Genomic DNA, 21521 nt, shown 5'->3' with positions numbered 1-21521 from the left:
TGCCATTTTTTATTTATTAGTCCTGCAGCTCTTCTTCAAAATAAAATGTACCCGGGTGCTCTTTTACGATATAAGAATATCTTTTCATATTTTTTACATATTGCCATTTCAAAATGGTGACCGCCTCACCTGTTTCTTTAATATTTACAGTTTGGCCATTCATGTAGCGGTTATTTGAGTTTTTCAAATTACAACACCCCTTTACTATTCCTTCTTAAGTATACCACAAAATGAAAGTCACATAATGTTACTTATCGGGATTTGAGAGCCGCCAATGGAAAAACAAAATGCCATTACCTTTCCATTATAAGCAAACTATGGTATGCTTTACAAAAGCGAGGTGTCATTTTGACTAATTATAAAGCAAGAAAAAGTAACCTCAAGGATTTATTATCTAAGAACGGAATGGATTTGGATGGTTTAGAAAAGAATACAAATATTCCTAGGAGTCAACTCGACGGCTACATATCTAAGAAGGTAATGAACTTAAATACGGCGATGACTATTTCCAAAGAATTGAATTGTCAGATTGAAGATTTATATGTGTGGGCATCTGAGGAAGAATAGTGTGTCCTATATCGCACGATACAAAAAACAGACCGGCTAGGGTCTGTTTTTTTGTGCTCATTCTTAGTGAATTAATTTGTTAAATCACATTTCTTTAATGGGATTAGCTTGGTTTTCTTCGTGAATTTATAGCCAAGCCATAAAATAAGGAATAGTGGCAGGCCGATGTAAGATACTAATACCCCGTTCCAATCAATTTGGTCACCCATGAAAGCTGAATAGTTTTGTCCTAAAACAACAAATCCACAGACTAGAAAGGCGAAGATTGGTCCAAATGGGAAGAATTTAGATTTAAACGGTAATAAGTTCATATCCAACCCTTGTGCTACAAACGCTCTGCGGAAACGGTAGTGGCAAATGGCGATCCCGAGCCAGGCAATAAAGCCTGACATACCTGAAGCGTTTAAGAGCCATACATACACAGTTCCATCGCCGAAGAATGAAGCAAGAAAAGCTAATGTTCCGACCAATGTTGTCGCAATTAACGCATTGACAGGTACACCTTTTTTATTTAATTTACCAAGAAATTTTGGCGCTTTCCCTTGACGTGCCAAATCCCAGAGCATACGTGTTGAAGCATACATCCCGGAATTCCCAGCAGACAATACCGCAGTTAAAATAACGGCATTCATGACAGAAGCAGCAAAGGCAATGCCCGCTTTTTGAAAAACAAGCGTAAATGGACTGACAGAGACATCACCATTTGCTAAGTTGCCATTGGTAAAAGGGATTAATAGTCCAATGACTAAGATGGCAAGTACGTAAAATAAAAGGATCCGCCAAAAGACTGTTTTGACAGCAAGTGGAATAGCTTTTCCGGGATCTTCCGTTTCACCAGCAGCAACCCCTAAAAGCTCTGTTCCTTGAAAAGAGAATCCAGCTGCCATAAAGATTCCGAGCATGGCCATAAATCCGCCGTGGAACGGGGCGTCGCCAATCGTGAAATTCTTAAATCCTACCGCGTGATCTCCCATAATACCAAAGATCATTAATGTCCCAGTAATAATAAAGATGATAACAGTTACTACTTTAATAAGAGAGAACCAATATTCAGCTTCCCCAAATCCTTTTACAGAAAGATAATTTAATAGGAACATCATCACCAAAAAGAGGCTGCTCCAAATTAATGATGGCGTATTTGGAAACCAGAATTTCATAATCATGGTGACCGCAGCTAATTCGGCGGCAATGGTAATGGCCCAGTTGTACCAGTAATTCCAGCCAAGCGCAAAGCCCAGTGCAGGATCAACGAATTTAGTGGCATACGTGCTAAAGCTTCCGGCAACAGGCATATAGGCGCCCATTTCAGCTAAGCTTTGCATTAAAAAGTATACCATGACCCCAATGATAAGGTAGGAAAGTATAGCACCACCAGGTCCGGCAGAATGAATAGCCCCGCCGCTTGCAAGGAAAAGCCCGGTACCAATTGTTCCGCCAAGGGAAATCATCGTGAGGTGCCGTGATTTTAAGCTTCGTTTCAGTTCGGTTGTTTCCTTTTCCAGGGATTGTTCACCCGAATAGATTTGTTCTTCTAAGGATCTAGCTGTTTGCATAATCATGACTCCTTTTTCTTTTACTTTTTCGAGAAGGAGTTTTGGAATAAAAAATGCCATCGAAGTAGAATCGATGGCATTATCAATACCCCGCATCATACCTTCCGAAAGATAGCTCAACACGAATAGCTGGTAGGACTATACGTGACAGTTCTGTTCCTTTTTGGAGACAGCCCCAGCATGATTTTCCAGAGATGAAAAACACACTTCGGCAGCTTTTCCTTTCAAACGGAGTCAAGGGTGTCTCTGCACCTCGTCCGCATTACTGATAAAAACCGCGACCTCTACCTCATCGGTTTGATGAGGATTTTACTATGAAGTTAATATATTTATATAGTATAAATATTTTATTTAAAATGTCAATGGTAAAATTTACAGATAATTGAATGTTATTGTAAAAAACTATTAAATTTACATCGCTCCGGAGAATCGGTATTATTTTATAAAAGACAAGTGGCAGGCAGGAGATGAAAAAATTGCAGTTTCTTGGTTTAATACTAGGGTCGCTCATCGTCGTATTTGGATTCAATCTTTTCTTAATTCCGCATCAGGTGTTAAGCAGCGGGCTTAGCGGGATTTCAATGATGATTGGCATGATTTCTCCCATCAATACAGGTTTGGCAAATTTCCTATTAAATTTTCCATTATTAATTATTGGGTACAAAATGCTTGGGAAAAAGTTTATCATGAATTCAATCTTTTCCGTGTTTATTATCTCGGTAGGACTATATTTGGTTCCTGTGCATGAAATTGCAAAAGACACAATCTTATCGTCCATTTTTGGCGGTGCTTTAACAGGGATTGGGGTAGGAATCGTGTTTCGTTCCTCTGGTTCAACAGGGGGGTTCGACATCATCGGGATGATAGTATCACGGAAAAGAGATTTTCCTATTGGCACCTTGCTTTCGGGAATGAACGCCGTTGTCATTGTGATTAGCGGGTTTTTATTTAATTGGGATTCGGCGCTTAATACATTAGTATCTATATATGTGACTGGTAAAGTGGTGGATGCCATTTATACCGACCATGCAAAATTAACCTTAATGATTATTACGGAAAAAGGTCAAGAAATGAGAGAACATTTGCTGACAAACTTATATAGAGGGTTGACCATCATGGACGGTGTCGGCGGTTATTCCAATAACCAACGGAATGTGCTAATTACCGTTATCTCAAGGTACGAATTAAATGAAGTGAAAAACCTAATTACGGAAGTGGATCCCGCGGCTTTTGTAAACATTACAGAGACTATTGAGGTAATGGGGCTGTTCCACAGGCCGAGTCCTTCTTAATTAAGACTCTATGCAGAGATTTCGCTATAAAAATGGTAGAACCCGACTACTTCGATGTTCCGGTGGATTCTAGGGGAATACATCGAAGTAGAACCCGTTGAAATGCGAACAATTATTTTAAAACTATTAACTTTTTCTCCCTAAGTATCCTCGCGTTTTTTCACCCATTTTATCAGGATCGTAATAACTTCCTCAAGTTCTTTTCCAATTGGTGTTAACTCATATTCCACTTTTTTGGGGGATGTAGTAATGACATTTTTGATAATCAATCCTTCATTTTCGAGGTCACGCAGCCGTTCGGTTAAAAGTCGATCAGAAATTCCTGGTATAGAGGAAATAATTTCATGGTATCGTTTTGGCCCTGCCAATAAAGCATAAATAACAGCACCCATCCAGCGTTTGCCGATAAATTCTATCGCCTTGTGGAAATTCGTACATGTATGCTGTATTTCTTTTTCTGTGCAATTAACTTCAGTTTGTTGTTTATGTTCACCCATCATTCATACCTCATTTTTACTTTTATCATACCATAATTGTTTTACTTGACGGTAGGTACTTACTAATAGTAAGATGTAATTTAACTTACTAATAGTAAGTTAAATTACACTAGGAGGATTTGTCCACCATGCAAACAGTAATGTCAAAGAGTTTATCTGAACTAATCAATGAACGCCACTCCGTTAGAAAATACGATTCATCATATATAATCTCACAAGAGGAAATTAAAAATATTCTTAAGGAAGCAACACTTGCACCATCCTCGAGTAATCTTCAGCCATGGAGATTTATTGTGATTCAGGATCAGGAAGCCAAGAAAGAGCTACGGGCCATTGCTAACAACCAAGAACAGGTTGAAACGGCATCAGCCGTTATTGCCGTGCTAGGTGATAAAGAGATGTATAAGAGTGTGGAAAAAGTATACAGAGGTGCTTATGAAGCAGGGTTTATGGATGAAGCAAATATGACGCGATTAATCGAAAGCACAAATAAAACGTACCCGTTTGCACCGGAAGAAGCCCGGAAAAATATTGCTGCATTTGATGCAGGACTGATTTCTATGCAGATCATGCTCATTGCAAAAGACAGAGGCTACGATACAGTTCCTATGGGTGGCTTTGATAAAGCGCAATTCAAGGAGAAATTTGCCGTCGAAGATCGGTATTTTCCCATTGTTCTGATTTCCTTAGGCAAAGCCGCTGCACCTGCATTTAAGACAACACGCTTACCATTAGAAGATGTATTAATCGAGTACAGATAAGCAAAAACCCCAAGCCTGATAGAATATATCAAGCTTGGGGATCGTTTATTCATTGTTTATATATTTTTCAAAAATCTTTCACACAATATTGTTTGGATAAACATCAGAAATTTGGTTAGTAACATAACTGAAATACCCTATGTTATACATAGATAAAGATTACATGAATTTCTGGAGGGAATTAACAAAAAATTCACTAAATCTGCTATACTAAATAGAAATGAAACGGGGTTGTAATGGAGGATGTCCAATGTAAATAAACCTTACTTTTTAATAAAAAAAATAAATAAAAAGTGAGGGTGTACGATGTCCATTTTTTTCGGAAAACGAGCTTCTTTCCGGTTTCTTTGGTTTGGGCAAATGTTTGCTAATCTTGGTGATATTTTATATGTGGTCTGTTTAATCAAGTTGATCTTTGATGCCACCGGATCCGTAACGTATATGTCACTTGTTCCTTTTTTTACTACCATTTCGGCTTTAATTAGCGGAATATTGGCTCCGTTGGTCATCAATAAATATAAACTTAAGTCGATTTTAGTTTATTCGCAAAGTGGTAAGACGTTGTTGCTGTTTGTTTTGTGCTTATTTGCTCTTCATTTTGAAAGTGACGGGCTATTTTGGATTTATGTGCTCATCTGTTTTATTTCTTTTTTAGACGGTTGGGCTTCTCCAGCTCGAAACGCACTTGTTCCAAGTATGGTTGAAGAGAGTAAATTGGTCCAAATCAATAGTATATTGTCCATTTCCGATCAAATCGTTCAACTGATTGCCTGGCCTTTTGGCAGCATCCTATTAGTCGCAATGGGGGCTGGGAAAATTCTATGGTTAACCTTTAGCTTATACCTACTAGCGACAGTATGTATGTGGTTAATCAAACATGTTGCGAATCATCAGACAATTGAAGAACAAACGCGAATGGAATCGTTAAAAGAGGGTTGGCGGATTATTTGGCATTCAAAGCAGTTGCGGACAATCAGTTTCATGAATATCCTTGAAACGTTTGCTAATGGAGTTTGGATTGCTGCCATATTGTTTGTCTTTGTAGCTGAAGCGCTAAATAAAGGGGAGGGCTGGTGGGGGTTTATTAATGGCTCCTTCTTTGCGGGAATGTTATTCGGCGGGCTTTTGATTTACCGCTTTTCTGTTCTCATTGAAAAGAATTTAGGAAAAACGATTCTATGGTCTACATTCTGCTTAATTTCTATTACGTTTTTATTCGGGACCACCTCAATTCCATGGTTTGCTTTACTTGTTTCCTTTATATTTGGCATGCCGCAGATGGCTCGTGACGTGGCGGAGACAACGATTATCCAAAGAAGTGCAAAAGAACAACTTTTAGCTAAAGTCTATTCTGCAAGAGGGACATTAATATTCGCTGCCTTTGGAATTTCGTCGCTTGTGATGGGCTGGATCACTGAGACCTTTGGTGTAAGGATTACTTTTTTGGTGGCGACAGGGCTTTTCCTTTGTTCTTTTACGGTTGCACTGATGGGAAGAAAATATCTATTCCTACATGTAGGAGAAAAGATAGACTAATCATTGTGAATTTTGGGAAACCACTTGAAGGTTTCCTTTTTTTTATGGAAAATAACACTATATCCATATTAAAAAGGAGAGTAGAAACCATGCGGCCCATTATAACAGGCATCTTTGCTGCCTTCTTTTTTGCCTTTACCTTTATCTTAAATCGATCAATGGAGCTTGCGGGGGGAAGTTGGATTTGGAGTGCCTCATTAAGGTATTTCTTTATGGTTCCCTTTTTATTCATAATCGTGATCGTGAGGAAGAATTTAAAACCTTTGCTCCAGGAAATGAAACAGCAGCCAGGTGCCTGGTTAGTGTGGAGTTCGATTGGCTTCGGATTATTTTATGCGCCGATTTGCTTTTCGGCAGCATATGCCCCTGGCTGGTTGATTGCTGCCACATGGCAGATTACCATAATCTCCGGTTCACTGCTTGCGCCGTTTTTCTATGAAACGGTGATGACAGATAACGGCCCAAGCCGAATAAGGGGGAAAATTCCCTTTAGGGGATTAGGGATGTCTTTGATCATTTTACTTGGTATTATTTTGATGCAGGTAGAACAAGCTAATCATTTGTCGGTAATTGCCTTATCCTTAGGAGTATTACCGGTTGTTGTAGCCTCGTTTGCTTATCCATTAGGTAATCGTAAAATGATGGATGTATGTGGTGGGCGCCTGGACGTTTTTCAACGCGTATTAGGAATGACACTGGCGAGCATGCCCTTCTGGATCATTTTATCCATTTATGGGCTTCTGTATGAAGGCCCTCCTAGTTTAGGACAAATCGGCCAATCTGCACTGGTTGCCATATCTTCAGGGGTCATTGCAACCATTCTCTTCTTTCATGCGACAGATCTTGTAAGAGGGGATATGCAAAAGCTTGCTGCTGTGGAGGCAACCCAATCGATGGAAGTGTTATTCGCAGTAATCGGAGAATTACTCCTCTTGACATCATTAATGCCTTCAGCCCTATCTTGGGCTGGCATGGCATTGGTCATGGCTGGAATGGTCCTGCACAGCTATTATTCGAACAAAGTAGCGAAGCAAAAAATACAAGAAGTGAGTACATCGAAGGGGCTGTGAACAATGAATCCTTATCAATTGGATTGATAAGGATTTTTTCATGTCTATTTCAGCCATATAGATAGGGAGATAATTTATCAATCGTTTCCTGCAAGATCGCCGCATTTTTCTTATACATAGCTTTTGATTTTTGACAATCTGTTTCAAGAGAAAATATTTCTAAGTCTGCCTGTGTTTTTTTTAAGGTTGCCAGTAATAATGGACGGACAGCGGGGGCAGGTACTTTAATTTTATCATCATAAAGGTCAACAGTAATATCTCCATAAGAATCCACTTGACCGAGAAATACATTATCAAGGGTCACTCCAAGTTTCTCTAACTCGGTGTAAAGCCAACCTCTGCCCTTTCCCGCACATCTAAGTGCTTCGTCTACGATATTCCCATCCATAATAATTGTTTGCGGCTCTTTTTCGTTGGGCATTTTCATTTGCAAATCTTTGGGTGTTAATGGTTGGTTTTCTTTTTTCAATAATGCACTTAAATTGCCGCGTGGTTCCAATACAGCAAATTCAACGTCTGCAACTTTAAAGATATTCTTTTGACGGAGTAGGGCTGATAATTCGTCAATTGTATACTTTTCCTTTTTTAAATTATTTTCTAAGATTTTCCCATCTTGGATGACAACAGTCCCTTTACCCTCCACGAAATCACTGAACTTTTTACTCTTTATCGATAAATAATTAGATAAAAAAGTAGAAAAGCCAAATACGGCTATTGCTAATATCCCGTGATATACGTTTGCCTCAAGACCAGTAACTACCTCGCCGGCAATACTTCCAATCGTAATACCTGCAACATACTCAAAAAAGGAGAGCTCAGAAATTTGTTTTTTTCCAAGAATTTTTGTAGTAATAAATAAGAGCAGCAGGAAAATGATCGAGCGAAATATGATAAATATCCAACCTGGCATATGCTTCTCACCTCGAAATATTAGGAACCTTTATATTGTGGTTCATGGCGTTCAAGTTCTAAAACCCGGTATTGCAGATCCTTTTTTACATCCCCTATGAGTAAACTTGTTTCATGAAATACTGCCTTTGCTTCCTCATCGAGTGAATCTAATGCCAATGAGGACAGTTGGGATTCAATTCCCTTTATAGTGGAAAGACATTGTTTGACATTTGAAGCGATTGTCAAAATGGTTACTTCCTTTCTTAACTAATTCTAAAAATGAAAAAGGGGCTGGCAGAATGCCAACCGAATCCCATTTATTGATTGTACTGAGGTTCTTCAGCCATGATTTCTTGAAGGCGTGGTTCAAGGCTGTCTAGAACTGTTTGCGTTTGCTGGGCTGCCTGTTGATAAAGTTGTTTGGCGTTTTGGTTATCGGTTGCAAGTGCAAAGGTTTCAAAGCTGGCCTGTGCACTTTTTAACCCGGCTAATGCTTGTTTTACTTGTGTTCCTACAGTCATGGATGATCCTTCTTTCGTTATAATTTTGATTTACAAAAATAGTATGTGGATTAAAGTTTTGCTTATGTATGGTTTTCTTCCTTTTTAAAGTGAAACATTTTCCATTTATCTCGAAAAATGTTATTTATCGTATTGAATTTATTCCGAATGTTTCTATAATTACTAATCATCAAATAAAATAATAGTAATGAATAGTGATAAATGCTAGGAGGGCTATTAATGATTTTAGTAAGAAGAAAAAAGGTCGATGAGGAATATTCAGTTAAATTAGTCGCATATACGATCATATTATTTATTAGCAGCTTTTTTGCACCTTTTGTCATTGTTGCATCCTATCAGAGTGTGATTTATTTTTCGCGATCCTATTGGTTCTTTGCAACACCGTTTTCTGCCTACATAACTTTCATGGGGGGGATGCTCTATATCTCAGTTATAATGACCATATATCTGATTTTTTTTAGACAGCGGTGGGAAGGTGGCAAAATGCAATGGAAAACTGGCCTTTTCCTTCTTGTCAGCCTACCAGCATTTATGTTAAGCATGACCAATTATTATTATATGGACGAAAAGGGGATTCACTATAATGGGTTGACAGGCTTTGCGGAAAAAGAATATAAGTGGAATGACATGTCTAATGTACAAATTATTTATCGAAACCACCAGGGGACTACAGGATTCTTTCAATATAAGTTTGAGATGACAGACGGCAGAAACATCGTCCTTCCATTTAATGATAAACTTTCTGAAAATAAATATCGAATCGAAGCGAAAATTAAAATGCTTAAGCTCCCTGTACATGATAATTTCGAAAATCCAATTGTTGATTAAATCGAAAGTCATCTTTTTACAGAAAGAAGGTTTTTTCCTAATTTCTCCAAAAGTTCACCACTTTGTCATAAGTTTCTGATAAATTTAAAAGATTCCGTGATATACTAAAAGTGTAAAAGATAATCAAAAGTTAACATCTTAGGAGGCTCAACCATACGTGTTCGTTCCGTTTGTGAACGAGTATTTGTAAGGTTATTCCAACCATCACTTGGAAGGTGGAGCGATGAAGATTCATTTTGTAAAGGTCTAAATCTAAAACCAAAACCTTTCATAGTTGAATTCTAATGAAATTCCAAGGAATTCATATCAAAGGAACAAGTTAAGGATTTATAGGTTAGTACATTTGATCAAAGAATCTTTTTATCAATGTATTCATAACTGAAAACCTTATTAAAAATCCATTGCCAAGAAGCCTGCAATCCAAATAGGTTGAATAAAGAGTCTTAACGGTGACAATCCGAAAATTTGTTTCTTTTAGGGATTTGAATTCCATTAAACATGCGAATTAATTCCTTCAACGGAACAAACACACATCGGCTGAGTTTTCAAAGTTTCCATAGGATTGAAACGTAAACTAAAGGAAACGAAAATCTGAAAACAAATTGTCTGATGCCATGGTTGGGTCCCCTAAGGTGTTAATCCCAATTAAGGAGTTACTTCAAAAATGAGGTAGCTTCTTTTTAATTAGTTAAAAAAAGCATATAAATATTAATAACACTTTCATTTCGTTATAATAAATATAGGAAATTACTTTTGAAAGGGGCAAGATAATGACAGAATTTCAAGAAATGAGTTTAACCGAGCAGCAAGAAGCCATATTGGCAAATATTCAACATCGTCGATTGACTAAAAGAAAAATCTTTCAACGAATATTGTTAATCACCATAGGTGCCATTTTAATGTCCGTGGGGCTTGAAATCTTCCTCGTTCCGAATAATGTTATTGATGGCGGGATTACAGGTATTTCCATTATGCTTTCTTATCTAACCGGATGGAAACTAGGTATTTTCCTTTTCATTTTAAATATTCCTTTTTTCTTTATTGGCTACAAACAGATTGGAAAGACCTTCGCTTTATCCACTCTATATGGCATCATTATTCTTTCAATTGGTACCACGCTGCTTCATCCGGTTCCGGCGTTTACTCAAGATATCCTTCTTGCTACTGTTTTTGGGGGAATTGTTCTTGGCATTGGGGTTGGTCTGGTCATTAGGTACGGGGGTTCACTTGATGGTACTGAAATACTAGCCATTCTCTTTAATAATAAACTTCCTTTTTCAGTCGGGGAAATTATTATGTTCTTTAATCTCTTCATCCTTGGTTGTGCCGGGTTTGTGTTTTCATGGGATCGGGCGATGTATTCGCTCATTGCTTATTTTGTTGCTTACAAAACGATTGACGTTACGATTACTGGACTTGATGAATCCAAATCGGTGTGGATCATTAGCGATAATGCCAGACAAATTGGTGATGCCATTATGAATCGCTTAGGCCGTGGTGTTACTTACATTAATGGCGAGGGAGCCTATTCAGGTGACGATAAAAAAGTTATCTTTTGTGTCATCAATCGTCTTGAGGAAGCAAAATTAAAGGAAATTGTTACCGAAAGTGATGATAGCGCCTTTTTAGCGGTTGCTGATATCGCTGAAGTTCGTGGTGGACGGTTTAAGAAAAAAGACATTCATTAGAAATAGTATAAAATGACGAACTAAAACAATTGTCGGTATTAGGCAATTTGATGAAAAAATCCTGGTTAATGATTGTTAGTTTTCTGTAGATTGTGTCGTTTAATAGGGAATAGAGTCATTTGGGCGAATCGTGTTTTGTCGGACTCTGCGCTTACCTAGGAAATAGTTTTGCGAATAATAAGATATTTCCAAAAAAGATGACAGAGAATTCTGCCATCTTTTTCAATTCTTTAAAATAGCAGCTCAAAAACCTCATTAAGTTCATGTGCTCTCTTCTCATCTTGTTCTTCTTTTGCGTAATTAATTTCTTTAGGCAGCATCCGATTTAAAAAATATATTTCTTTCTGACCTAAATCTCGTACAAAGGAAGCTTCCGATGCATAAGCGCCCTCCGATAGTTTCATGTATAGATGCCGACCCTCTGCATAATCTTCTGTATAATTTGATAATGTTTCTCTTAAATATCTCAGAGTCTGATCCATTTTCACATCATCCTTTCAGCCTTTATTTTTTGATGTGATGGTACAAATATACATGAAAGTTGTAATAAAAAAATGAGTAAGTACAAAGTACTTACCCAATTTTTGCTTAGAAAAAGAAGAACGGAGCAAAACCAAATCCAACGAACGGGACAAAAACAGGAGGTCTAAAAAATGGCCGTGGTCCCCAAAAGCCAAATCCGAAACCATCAGAAGAGTGGGAAGAAGAAAACTCTTCAATTTCGAGGCCTTCCTTTTTGACCTTAGCTACTCTCCCAACCACCAATTCTCCAGACTCATTTTTATACTGAATCATTTTACCTTCTAAATGACGTGCCTGTTCATAATTTAACTGCACTTCAACTTCCTCCTTTAAAAATGGACTTGCTATAAAATATGTAAGGAATTGGTGGAATGTAAAGGCTATAACCCAAGCCTTGTCCATATTAAAAGGAAATTTATTTGGCATAGTATGTATGGAGGTTTCCTAATGAAAAGGCCCTTTTTCCCACAGAAAAAAGGGCTTTCGATTATTTTGACACAGTGATGACCCGATAGCTTAAAATATCCTGATATTTCAAGACAATATTTCCATGCTCATTCAAGATATGAAAAAGCTCAGGTTCAAAATCTTTTGAAAAATTAAATTCCGGGGCATGGTTCCCATTACTGAGAGCTGGGTTTTGTGCCTTAATTTCAATGTTTTGAAAACCAACTTCTTGTAATAAGCGGTTCCAATCTTCTTCCATTAATAAGGAATCAACTGCGTAAAAGTTCATTATTTCTGCTTCTTCTTGCGGATTAAGTTTCTTGTTAATCGTCATTTCGTTGGCAATTAAACGGCCGCCTTTTTTTAGTACGCGATGAAATTCCCTAAGGGCCTTAGGTTTATCAACAAATGCTAAAACAGACTCAGATAAGATAAAATCAAAGGTATGATCGTCAAATGGAATTTCTTCAATTGATCCGTGGATTAATTGGATGGGAAGTTGTAGTGTCTGAAAGCGGTCTCTCGCTTTTTCGACCATGATTGGATTTATTTCCAATCCACAGACTTTCGCTTTATATTGTTGGTGCAAATATGCCGCTGTTTGTCCTGTGCCGCAGCCTGCATCTAAAACATGGGAGTTTTTGGAGATATTTTCACTTGAAAGAATATTTTGCGTCAATAGTATACCACCAGGATGGGCACCGCCAACGCCAAACTTCGCCAAGAAATCAAAATAGGTTAGACCTCCCATAGACACCACCTCAAATCTACTTTTTTGCATTGTATGTAATAAAGCGGAAATAGGTGCTTTCCTGAAAATAAAACACTTAAGCGGTGGTTAATATAATATTATTATGTAAACAAAAAGACAAAAAGTCCTCATCCAACAATTTACAATGTATGCATGGTTTCCTAAACATATTCTTCATCAAGATGCACAAATTAAGCTAATGGAAGGGTTATGACAACCTCCATACCATAAACAAAAGGAGTGCTGAAATGAAAAGCATAAGAAAGCAGCCGTTTTTCAAGTTGTTTGCACCTAAACGAAAAAGCAAGGGTGCTTTATGGGCATCACTCTTAGGCATTGGCGTTAGTGCCGCCGTTTTTGGCGCGACAAAAGGGAAGCGTAAAGATATTGCACTTCCTTTTCAAAATGTAGTCAAAAACTTTTCACCAAAGACAAATCTTAATTTGATGAACAATGCCGCCCTGACCGAATTCTCTGAGGAATTAATGGAAAGCGCCTTACAAAATGATCGTTAGAAAAAGTCCGCAATCGCGGACTTTTTTTTAACGATAAGTATATGAGAAGTATCTAGCTCTAGCGCCCTAGTGCATTTCTTAATAAGGTGCTTCGGGAATTCTTCTTGGTATGTACTGTATACTTTCTGAAGAATACAGTTTAATAACTAGCATATTTCCAAGCGTATTTGCCCGAATTAATACCGGTTGGGAATATATATTTTTAAATACAAAATCGGGTCCGTACCAGCTTACAGTTGCATCCCTGCCAGGGGGAATATAGGGAACCTTTCTACTATGGGAGAACCGCTGGACAATCTTTAGCCCGGCATTATCTACTGCATTAAAAAGGGTTGAGGATACCTGACATATTCCGCCGCCAATGTCTTCTGAAAATTCACCTCTAACAATTACTTTAGCCTTTAAATACCCTTTTGTAGCCGTCCGTTTCCCGACCACTTTGTTAAATGAAAATGTTTCGCCCGGAAAGACGACATAATTGTTAATGGCCGCCGTTGCCAATTTAATATTAGTAGTGCGTTTTTTATTGCTAGAATTAAAAGTGGTGACATATCGTCCAATCCGCATGCTTCGAATATCCCCGAGTAACTCGCTATCCACTTTTGGATAAACGGGCTGCATGGGAATTTCTAATTTTCCCTGTCTATGTGAAAAAAAATAAGCATAGAATTGTTCAGTAAAGGCTTGACGATGGACCTGGTAACCAACTTGTTCCGATAGGATATTACCAGCTGAATCTAGGCTAGCATCAGTAGGCGCTGTGGAAAATTGTTTGTCTAGCTGGTCTAATAATTGATTGAACTTGTTGGAATCGATAATCGGCAAATCTGTATATGGAAAAGAAAAATCCATACGATCGATATAGGTGACATTGGTGCCGTCTTTTGTAATGACTAAATGATCTGGAGTATGTATTTGTTGAGCCGTAAGTAATAGTCCGAAAATCCAAGGTAAAATCATCTGTTCGCACCCCTCCTCGTTCTAATATTTGAAGTAATTTACCATTTCATGTACCATTCTTAAGAACAAATTACTTTTTAAAATTTTCCAATTTGCCCTTTACAATTATTAAAGAGGAGAGATTGAACAATAAGGGGGATATTAAATGAAATCGATCGAAAAAGAAGTAATGATTCAAAGCAAAGTTGCACTTAAGGGGACTCTTAGTCAACCAGAGGTTCGGTCCGAAAAATTGCCAGCTATTCTTATCATCCCTGGGACAGGAAAATTGGATCGAAATGGCAAAGTTAATAAGAAACTGGATGTGAAGCTGTACCGCCAATTAGCCGAGTTTTTAACATCTATTGGCTTTATTAATTTGAGATATGATAAACGCGGCGTGGCAGGTAGTGAAGGAGATTATTTAACAACTGGATTATGGGATTTAGTCGATGACGCACAGGCCGCCGTTCAATTTTTAAAAAGCCTTCCCGAGGTGGATCATAAAAAGGTCATTGTTTTAGGTCATAGTGAAGGAGCAATGATTGGAACGGCATTAGCTGCAAGGGAAGAACTAGGAGGGCTAATCCTGCTGGCCGGGGCTGTGGAAAATCTAAGTGAAGCAATGAAAAGGCAAAGAGATATTGGCACACAAGACATTTTGAATGCCAAAGGATTTCAAGGCATGTTCCTTCGCTTAGTAGGGGCGCACAAAAAGATAGAAAAACAAGCGCAAAAATCAATTGAAAAGATAGTAAACTCCACCAGTGATGTCATAAGGATGAGTTTTGTCAAAATAAATGCAAAGTGGTTGCGGGAACATTTTAGCTATAATGTGAGAGAGGATTTGGCAAAGGTTACCTGTCCTGTCCTTGCCATTACAGGAGCAAGGGATATACAGGCAAATCCAGAAGTATTGAAAGATTTGCCAATGTATGTAAAGGGCGATGCCCAGTATCATATTGTCGAAAATATGGGGCATGCATGTAAAATGGAAACAATCCCCTCCACAATATTAACAGCGAAAAAAGATATTATAGCGGAAGGAAACTTGCCTATTCATCCGGAGTTAGTCCAGCTGCTCGAGACTTGGCTTCAAAATTACTTTGTAATAAATCTTCCTAAGATGAAGGTAATCCTCTAATAAACGGTTCATAAAATTGGCTGTCGACACGATAGCCAATTTTTTATTTTTCGAATGAAAAAAATGTAGAATTATAGTATAGTAGCAATAAATAACAAATAAATAGTTACTTGCTAGCACTATGCTAATAAGTAGATAGGGGTATCTAATCATGTCTGAAAATGAAAGAATTCAATTAAATGTAAGAATTACGAAAGAAACCTCCCTAATGCTAGATGAAATTGTCGAGTATTATCAACAAGGAATTAAGCTTGGCAGAATTTATAAAGGTGACGTCTTAACAGATATTATTGAAAAATCGTATGAAATAATGAATAAACAGAAAAAATCGACCAGAAGATTTTAGACTATAGAAACAGTCTGGTAAAGGAAATAAAAATTTATTAGAATATTTAGAAAAAGGTAGGAATATGTAAGTCTAAGAGGTATAATTGTACATATTACATACTAACTGGTCAGTATAGTTTGGATTGTAAAAGGCCTTAGATGATTGACTATTATGAAAGAGGGATGATGGTTATGAAATTGAGTGGTAAAACCTCCATAGTAACTGGTGGAGGGGGTGGAATTGGCCGTGCAGCCGCCATTCGTTTTGCATCGGAAGGTGCATGTGTGACAGTTGCCGATGTTGATTCTGTTACCGGAGAAGAAACAGTCAGCCTCATACAAGAGAGTGGTGGAGAGGCAATTTTTGTGAAAACAGACGTATCGGACTCAAAACAGATAATAGAACTAATTAACAAGACTACAGAAACCTATGGCGGCTTACATATCATGTTCAACAATGCTGGAATCGGTAATAGCGAAGTAAGAAGTGTTGATTTGTTGGAGGAAGAATGGGATCGTGTCGTCGACATTAACTTAAAGGGTGTTTTCCTAGGAATTAAGTATGCTGTCCCTGAATTAATCAAATCGGGTGGTGGGGCCATTATTAATACCTCAAGTTTGTTGGGATTAAAAGGGCAGAAATATGTTTCCGCTTACAATGCCTCAAAAGCGGGAGTGGTTGTGTTAACGCAAAATGCTGCTCTTGAATATGGGAAACACAATATTCGGGTGAATGCGATTGCACCCGGGGTCATTGATACGAAAATTATCGATAACTGGAAACAAAACGAACGAAAATGGCCGATTATTTCACGTGCCAATGCATTGGGGAGAATTGGCACACCCAATGAAGTAGCCAATGCTGTTTTATTTTTAGCATCTGAAGAAGCCTCGTTTATCACTGGAGCAACTCTTTCCGTTGATGGGGGCGGACTAACATTTTAGAGAATGGTTTAGAACCATACATTTTGGAGGGGAAATTATGAGTGAAAAGAGAGCATGGCTGGAGCATTATCCTGAAACAATTGAAACAAATGTAACCATTCCAAATAAACCATTAGGACAAATTCTTCAAGAAACAGCCACAACTTACCCTGCTAAAGATGCCTTATCTTTTTATGGAAAAAAGATTACTTATGAACAATTACAATCACTGGCGTTCGCCTTTACATCTGCTTTGCAGCAAAATCAGGTTCAAAAGGGGGACCGGGTGGCGATTATGCTGCCTAATTGTCCTCAATACGTCATTGCATACTACGGAATACTGTCAGCCGGGGGGATCGTAACCCAAGTGAATCCGATGTCAGTTGAACGGGAGCTTGAATATATTCTAGGGGATTCAGGTGCCGAAACAATTGTGGTCCTCGATGCCCTTTATCCACGAGTAAAAGCCGTTCAGCCACTAACAAATTTGAAAAATATTATCGTCGTCAGCCTCCAAGCCACTGGTCAAGATTTCAAACCGGACCGGAGCTTTGATCGCTTTTTGACTGAAGGAAATGGAAAAACTCGTCCAGTTGAATTCGAACCAGAGCATGATGTGGCAGTCCTTCAATACACAGGCGGTACAACTGGAAGATCAAAAGGGGCGATGTTAACTCACCGCAATATTCTGGCAAATGTGATCCAGTGTCATGAGTTTTTTAAAGATGATTTGAAATTTGGCCAGGAGAAATGTTTAACTGTTATTCCGCTCTTCCATGTGTTTGGGATGACCTCTTGTATGAATCTATCTATCTATATTGGTGCTGAATCGATTATGCTGCCGCGATTTGATTTAGAAGAGGTATTGAATACGATAAAAAATGAACAGCCAACGACTTTTCCTGGGGTGCCAACCATGTATGTCGCCATTACCAGCCACCCTCATGCGGAGCAGTATGGCATTAATAGTATAAAGACGTGTAACAGCGGATCAGCACCGATGCCGGTAGAACTGCTTCGCAGCTTTGAACGGAAAACAGGTTCGAAAATATTAGAGGGCTACGGGTTATCGGAAGCTTCTCCTACGACACACTGTAATCCTCCATTTGCGGAGCGGAAACCAGGAAGTGTCGGTATTGGGATGCCATCCACGGAATATAAAATAGTGGATGTAGCAACGGGTACAAAAGAGGTTTCTGTTGGTGAACTTGGTGAAGTAATCATTAAGGGGCCGCAGATTATGAAGGGGTATTGGAATTTGCCGGAGGAGACGGCAAATACACTTCGTGATGGCTGGCTCTACACTGGTGACATTGCAAAAATGGATGAAGATGGCTACCTCTATATTGTTGACCGTAAAAAGGATTTAATTATTGCCAGCGGCTTCAATATTTATCCGCGTGATATTGAAGAGGTTTTATACGAACATCCGGCAGTCCAGGAGGCCGTTTGTATTGGTGTTCCAGATCCGTACAGAGGAGAGGATGTGAAAGCAGTTGTTGTCTTAAAGGCTGGAAAAAGTGCAACAGAGCAGGAAATCATCCACTATTGTAAGCAAAATATGGCGGCTTATAAAGTACCGCATATTGTTGAATTTCGTGATCAATTACCAAAAACCGGTGTTGGGAAAATCCTCAGGCGGGCGTTAAGGGAAGAATCTCTAAAGAATTAGTGATCCTTTAGATTGAAGATTAAAGGAGAGGGTAATGATATGATATAATTTTCACCAGACCATTTAACAGATTGTGAGGACAGAACAGTGAGAGGGAAAATAACGGAACAAAGCATCCGCTTATTTGAAAAAAAGGGGTTTAGTGAGACATCGATTCAAGATATAGTGGATTCACTCGGTGTAACGAAAGGAACTTTTTACTATTATTTTTCAAGTAAAGAAGAATTGTTAATGGATATCCATTTAGGGTACATTGATGAATTACTTGTCCACCAGGACAGGATTTTTAAGGACCCATCAAAGTCCTGTAAAGAAAAATTATTTGAAATTGTCTTTATGCTTCTTTCCGATATCAAAACGACGGGTGCTGCCGCAAAAATATTTTTTCGGGAATTGAAAAATTTAAATGAGGAACACACAGTGCTCATTCATTCCAAACGGGACCAGTTTCGATTAAATATTGAGGATGTAATCAAGAAGGGAATTGAAAATGGTGAATTCCGTCATGATTTAAATACCTCGATCATCACGTTCGGAATTTTGGGAATCACGAATTGGAGTTACCAGTGGTTCAATCCAAACGGAATCTGCTCTGATCGAGAGGTAGCTGAAATTTTTGTCGAAATGATTTTAAAGGGAATTCAAGGTGACTGACGAAAAAATGTAAAGAGGGGCATTGTGGAAATACCCCTCTCTTTTTTTCAGGTAAATACCAACCGGTTAGTATTAAAATCGTCACGTCCAAACAATTGAGGTGAAGTGGTTGTGCATGAAACAAAAGTAACAGTACGTTTTGGCGAAACGGATGCGCTCGGTCATATAAATAACACAAGCTATTTTATTTATTTGGAAGAGGCACGAATCCGTTTTATTGAACAGTTAGGTTTTAAAATGAATATTGAAAATTGGAATTTTATTTTGGCCTCCACCAAATGTGATTTTATCAGTCAAGGGTATTTCGGTCAGGAATTAACGATTAAAACCTATGTTTCGAAAATTGGCACAAAGAGCTTTCAGCTTGAGCATGATATCGTCTCAACCCAGACAAATGAGCTCATCGCTAAAGGGAATGCGATTATGGTTTATTTCGATTTTGAAACACAAAAAAGTGAACAAATACCTGAATTGTTAAAAGAGGAATTAAAGGATTATTTAGTTCTTTCATAACCACTTTTAGTAATCGGAATCTTCTAAAGGGGGAGGCAAGACATGCGCCGCCAAATGAATATGGATACGATCCCAGTTCGAAAAGGTGAGGAATTGGATGTTCTTGGTTTGGAAACGTACTTACGGGAAAATGTCAAATCTTTGCCGGGGGATCCGCTTGAAGTCTTACAATTTTCTGCCGGGCATTCAAATTTAACCTACCAACTAAAGATGGGTGACTGGGAGGCTGTATTAAGACGCCCCCCTCTTGGGCCAGTAGCACCGAAAGCCCATGATATGGGAAGGGAATTTAAAATTCTCTCAGAGTTAAACCCTATTTTTTCTGTTGCGCCAGAACCATTCTTGTTTACGGAAAATCAGGCAATCGTCGGCAGCCCCTTCTTAGTGATGGAAAGAAAAAATGGTGTTGTGATCGATACATCCTTCCCAAAAGAGGTTCAAGTCACGAAAGAACTGTGCCGACATCTTTCCGAAGTGATGGTTGAAAAACTAGTGGAATTACATGCCCTAGACTATAAACAGACTAGACTTGGGGAAATAAGCAAGCCAGAGGGATTTATGGAGAGGCAGGTCCATGGCTGGATTGGGCGCTATGAGAGAGCGAAGACCGATGATATTGCGGTTGTCGATTCATTGAAAAAATGGCTTGTGGAACATACACCTAAGCACCACGAGTCAACAATCATTCATTATGATTATAAATTTAATAATGCGATGTTTAATGAAAAGTTAACAGAAATGGTTGGGCTATTTGATTGGGAAATGACGACCGTTGGCGACCCGTTAGCAGACCTTGGCGTGGCAATGAGTTATTGGAATCACGGGGATGATTCAGAAGCTTTAATTAACGGCTTGGGAAAGTCTTCGGTTACAGCTGTACATGAAGGCTTCTTTACAAGGAATGAATTTATCGAGCGCTATGCAAAAAAAAGTGGTCGGGATGTCACCAATTTTAATTTCTACTTAACCTTTGCTTATTTTAAACTGGCTGTCATAGGCCAACAAATCTATTATCGCTATAAAAAAGGGCAAACGAATGATACTCGGTTTGCTAATTTCAATCATTTTGTAAAAAATTTAATTTTACATGCAGCTAGTATTGCTGATGAAAAGCAGTAAAGGGGATCTGGTTCGGATGAAGAAAATTCATCTTCTTATGAAGAAGGAAGACATCAAAGAGGAGAAAATCGCTGATGGGAAAAAACACGCAGTTATCTTAGATGTTCTTCTGGCAACAACCACGATTGTTTCGGCGTTAAAGGATGGGGCTAAGGAAGTTATTCCTGTTTTACATAGCAGGGAAGCTATGGAACTAGCGGCAGCGTTTCAAACAGGTGAATATGTACTTGCCGGTGAGCTCGATGCAAAACCAATAGACGGTTTTGTCTATCCTAGTCCCACCCTGATTAAGGAGTCAATCAACGGGAAGACATTGATTTTATCAACAACGAACGGGACGGTTGCCTTACGAAAATCTGCTTCGGCAAAAAAGGTTTATATCGCATCACTATTGAATAACCCGGCCGTTGCCAATGCTCTTAAAAACCTTCCTGAAGACCAAACCATTCTAGTTATTTGTTCGGGAAACTCTGGTGAAACGAGTTTGGAAGATTTCTTCGGCGCCGGTCATTTCATAGATTGCTTGCTGAAAAATGGCGAATATGACTTAACAGATGCCGCGAAGTCTGCCATGTATTTTTATCGTGGCCAACAGGATGCTTATGAAATTCTACGGGATTCCTATGTTGGAAAACTATTAGACAGATATAATCAGGACAACGACTTAAAACTGGCGGCTTCCAAGGGAGTTACCTCGATTGTGCCTATTTTATGTGAGGGAAAAGTAGTTATGGAATCATCCTGTTCTCCTACATCTTATGAAAACTTTGTGTAAATAAAAAATGGAAGA

At 38.5% G+C, this 21521-nt stretch carries 26 protein-coding genes and 1 riboswitch; of the genes, 16 read left to right on the top strand and 10 right to left on the bottom strand.

Going from position 1 to position 21521, the window contains the following annotated elements; all coding sequences use genetic code 11:
- Positions 1-16: 16 nt before the first annotated feature.
- Complete coding sequence (locus G6554_RS17095; RefSeq protein ID WP_166243929.1) at positions 17-187, bottom strand: hypothetical protein; 171 nt, start codon at positions 185-187, stop codon at positions 17-19.
- A gap of 161 nt (positions 188-348) precedes the next feature.
- Between G6554_RS17095 and G6554_RS17090 the strand changes: the two genes are divergently transcribed.
- Positions 349-567, top strand: a complete 219-nt coding sequence (locus tag G6554_RS17090; protein WP_207343075.1) for a helix-turn-helix domain-containing protein — start codon at positions 349-351, stop codon at positions 565-567.
- 71 nt (positions 568-638) lie between these two features.
- Here G6554_RS17090 and G6554_RS17085 read toward each other — a convergent pair whose 3' ends face one another.
- On the bottom strand, positions 639-2120 hold the full coding sequence (locus tag G6554_RS17085; RefSeq protein WP_278187284.1) for an amino acid permease: 1482 nt from the start codon (positions 2118-2120) through the stop codon (positions 639-641).
- 104 nt (positions 2121-2224) lie between these two features.
- A riboswitch (Lysine riboswitch) is annotated at positions 2225-2415 on the bottom strand.
- A 172-nt stretch (positions 2416-2587) separates the two neighbouring features.
- On the opposite strand from G6554_RS17085, the gene G6554_RS17080 reads away from it, so the two are divergent.
- Positions 2588-3412 (top strand): YitT family protein, encoded by an 825-nt coding sequence (locus tag G6554_RS17080; protein ID WP_166243999.1) that lies wholly within the window; start codon positions 2588-2590, stop codon positions 3410-3412.
- A 140-nt stretch (positions 3413-3552) separates the two neighbouring features.
- On the opposite strand, the gene G6554_RS17075 is transcribed toward G6554_RS17080, so the two are convergent.
- Positions 3553-3912 (bottom strand): winged helix-turn-helix transcriptional regulator, encoded by a 360-nt coding sequence (locus tag G6554_RS17075; RefSeq protein ID WP_242637894.1) that lies wholly within the window; start codon positions 3910-3912, stop codon positions 3553-3555.
- Between the two features lie 125 nt (positions 3913-4037).
- Between G6554_RS17075 and G6554_RS17070 the strand changes: the two genes are divergently transcribed.
- From G6554_RS17070 to G6554_RS17060, 3 genes are all read left to right on the top strand, one after another.
- Positions 4038-4670, top strand: coding sequence for a nitroreductase family protein (locus G6554_RS17070; protein WP_242637893.1), 633 nt, complete (start codon positions 4038-4040; stop codon positions 4668-4670).
- A gap of 306 nt (positions 4671-4976) precedes the next feature.
- Entirely contained in the window at positions 4977-6206 is a 1230-nt protein-coding gene (locus tag G6554_RS17065) for an MFS transporter (protein WP_166243997.1), read from the top strand.
- Between the two features lie 89 nt (positions 6207-6295).
- A complete protein-coding gene (locus G6554_RS17060) occupies positions 6296-7276 on the top strand; it encodes a DMT family transporter (RefSeq protein WP_166243995.1) in 981 nt (326 codons plus the stop codon).
- A gap of 49 nt (positions 7277-7325) precedes the next feature.
- On the opposite strand, the gene G6554_RS17055 is transcribed toward G6554_RS17060, so the two are convergent.
- From G6554_RS17055 to G6554_RS17045, 3 genes are all read right to left on the bottom strand, one after another.
- Positions 7326-8186, bottom strand: coding sequence for a DUF421 domain-containing protein (locus G6554_RS17055; RefSeq protein WP_166243993.1), 861 nt, complete (start codon positions 8184-8186; stop codon positions 7326-7328).
- 20 nt (positions 8187-8206) lie between these two features.
- The gene (locus tag G6554_RS17050) at positions 8207-8413 is read right to left on the bottom strand and encodes a DUF1657 domain-containing protein (RefSeq protein ID WP_166243991.1); all 207 of its coding nucleotides are present in this window, start codon (positions 8411-8413) and stop codon (positions 8207-8209) included.
- Positions 8414-8484: 71 nt separating this feature from the next.
- Positions 8485-8688 carry a DUF1657 domain-containing protein gene (locus tag G6554_RS17045; protein WP_166243989.1) on the bottom strand — a complete coding sequence of 68 codons (204 nt, stop codon included), beginning with the start codon at positions 8686-8688 and terminating at the stop codon, positions 8485-8487.
- A 219-nt stretch (positions 8689-8907) separates the two neighbouring features.
- On the opposite strand from G6554_RS17045, the gene G6554_RS17040 reads away from it, so the two are divergent.
- Both G6554_RS17040 and G6554_RS17035 read left to right on the top strand, forming a co-directional pair.
- Positions 8908-9516 (top strand): hypothetical protein, encoded by a 609-nt coding sequence (locus G6554_RS17040; RefSeq protein WP_166243987.1) that lies wholly within the window; start codon positions 8908-8910, stop codon positions 9514-9516.
- Between the two features lie 770 nt (positions 9517-10286).
- Positions 10287-11204: a YitT family protein gene (locus tag G6554_RS17035; RefSeq protein WP_207343074.1), complete on the top strand. Its 918-nt coding sequence runs from the start codon at positions 10287-10289 to the stop codon at positions 11202-11204.
- Between the two features lie 230 nt (positions 11205-11434).
- On the opposite strand, the gene G6554_RS17030 is transcribed toward G6554_RS17035, so the two are convergent.
- From G6554_RS17030 to G6554_RS17020, 3 genes are all read right to left on the bottom strand, one after another.
- Positions 11435-11686 (bottom strand): sigma-G-dependent sporulation-specific acid-soluble spore protein CsgA, encoded by a 252-nt coding sequence (locus G6554_RS17030; protein ID WP_166243985.1) that lies wholly within the window; start codon positions 11684-11686, stop codon positions 11435-11437.
- 106 nt (positions 11687-11792) lie between these two features.
- Positions 11793-12041: a hypothetical protein gene (locus tag G6554_RS17025; protein WP_166243983.1), complete on the bottom strand. Its 249-nt coding sequence runs from the start codon at positions 12039-12041 to the stop codon at positions 11793-11795.
- Positions 12042-12213: 172 nt separating this feature from the next.
- A complete protein-coding gene (locus tag G6554_RS17020; protein ID WP_207343073.1) occupies positions 12214-12924 on the bottom strand; it encodes a class I SAM-dependent methyltransferase in 711 nt (236 codons plus the stop codon).
- Positions 12925-13172: 248 nt separating this feature from the next.
- Here G6554_RS17020 and G6554_RS17015 point away from each other — a divergent pair, with 248 nt between their 5' ends.
- Entirely contained in the window at positions 13173-13439 is a 267-nt protein-coding gene (locus G6554_RS17015; protein WP_166243981.1) for a hypothetical protein, read from the top strand.
- A gap of 78 nt (positions 13440-13517) precedes the next feature.
- Here the strand turns inward: G6554_RS17015 and G6554_RS17010 are convergent, their stop codons facing one another.
- Positions 13518-14399 (bottom strand): VanW family protein, encoded by an 882-nt coding sequence (locus tag G6554_RS17010; RefSeq protein ID WP_166243979.1) that lies wholly within the window; start codon positions 14397-14399, stop codon positions 13518-13520.
- A 145-nt stretch (positions 14400-14544) separates the two neighbouring features.
- On the opposite strand from G6554_RS17010, the gene G6554_RS17005 reads away from it, so the two are divergent.
- The 8 genes from G6554_RS17005 to G6554_RS16970 all read left to right on the top strand — a co-directional run bounded on the left by G6554_RS17005 (position 14545) and on the right by G6554_RS16970 (position 21506).
- Entirely contained in the window at positions 14545-15522 is a 978-nt protein-coding gene (locus G6554_RS17005) for an alpha/beta hydrolase (RefSeq protein ID WP_242637892.1), read from the top strand.
- A 151-nt stretch (positions 15523-15673) separates the two neighbouring features.
- Positions 15674-15868 carry a hypothetical protein gene (locus tag G6554_RS17000; RefSeq protein WP_166243977.1) on the top strand — a complete coding sequence of 65 codons (195 nt, stop codon included), beginning with the start codon at positions 15674-15676 and terminating at the stop codon, positions 15866-15868.
- A gap of 173 nt (positions 15869-16041) precedes the next feature.
- Positions 16042-16794 carry an SDR family NAD(P)-dependent oxidoreductase gene (locus tag G6554_RS16995; RefSeq protein ID WP_166243975.1) on the top strand — a complete coding sequence of 251 codons (753 nt, stop codon included), beginning with the start codon at positions 16042-16044 and terminating at the stop codon, positions 16792-16794.
- Positions 16795-16831: 37 nt separating this feature from the next.
- Entirely contained in the window at positions 16832-18445 is a 1614-nt protein-coding gene (locus tag G6554_RS16990) for a long-chain-fatty-acid--CoA ligase (RefSeq protein WP_166243973.1), read from the top strand.
- Between the two features lie 87 nt (positions 18446-18532).
- The gene (locus G6554_RS16985; RefSeq protein WP_166243971.1) at positions 18533-19099 is read left to right on the top strand and encodes a TetR/AcrR family transcriptional regulator; all 567 of its coding nucleotides are present in this window, start codon (positions 18533-18535) and stop codon (positions 19097-19099) included.
- 111 nt (positions 19100-19210) lie between these two features.
- Positions 19211-19612: a thioesterase family protein gene (locus tag G6554_RS16980; protein WP_166243969.1), complete on the top strand. Its 402-nt coding sequence runs from the start codon at positions 19211-19213 to the stop codon at positions 19610-19612.
- A gap of 42 nt (positions 19613-19654) precedes the next feature.
- Complete coding sequence (locus tag G6554_RS16975) at positions 19655-20731, top strand: phosphotransferase family protein (RefSeq protein ID WP_166243967.1); 1077 nt, start codon at positions 19655-19657, stop codon at positions 20729-20731.
- 16 nt (positions 20732-20747) lie between these two features.
- The gene (locus tag G6554_RS16970) at positions 20748-21506 is read left to right on the top strand and encodes a 2-phosphosulfolactate phosphatase (protein ID WP_166243965.1); all 759 of its coding nucleotides are present in this window, start codon (positions 20748-20750) and stop codon (positions 21504-21506) included.
- Positions 21507-21521 lie beyond the last annotated feature (15 nt).

The organism is Bacillus sp. MM2020_4 (genome assembly GCF_011250555.1).
Taxonomy (GTDB): domain Bacteria; phylum Bacillota; class Bacilli; order Bacillales; family Cytobacillaceae; genus Neobacillus.
Note: the sequence above shows the minus strand (reverse complement) of the source record. Positions and strands in the feature narration are given on the sequence as shown.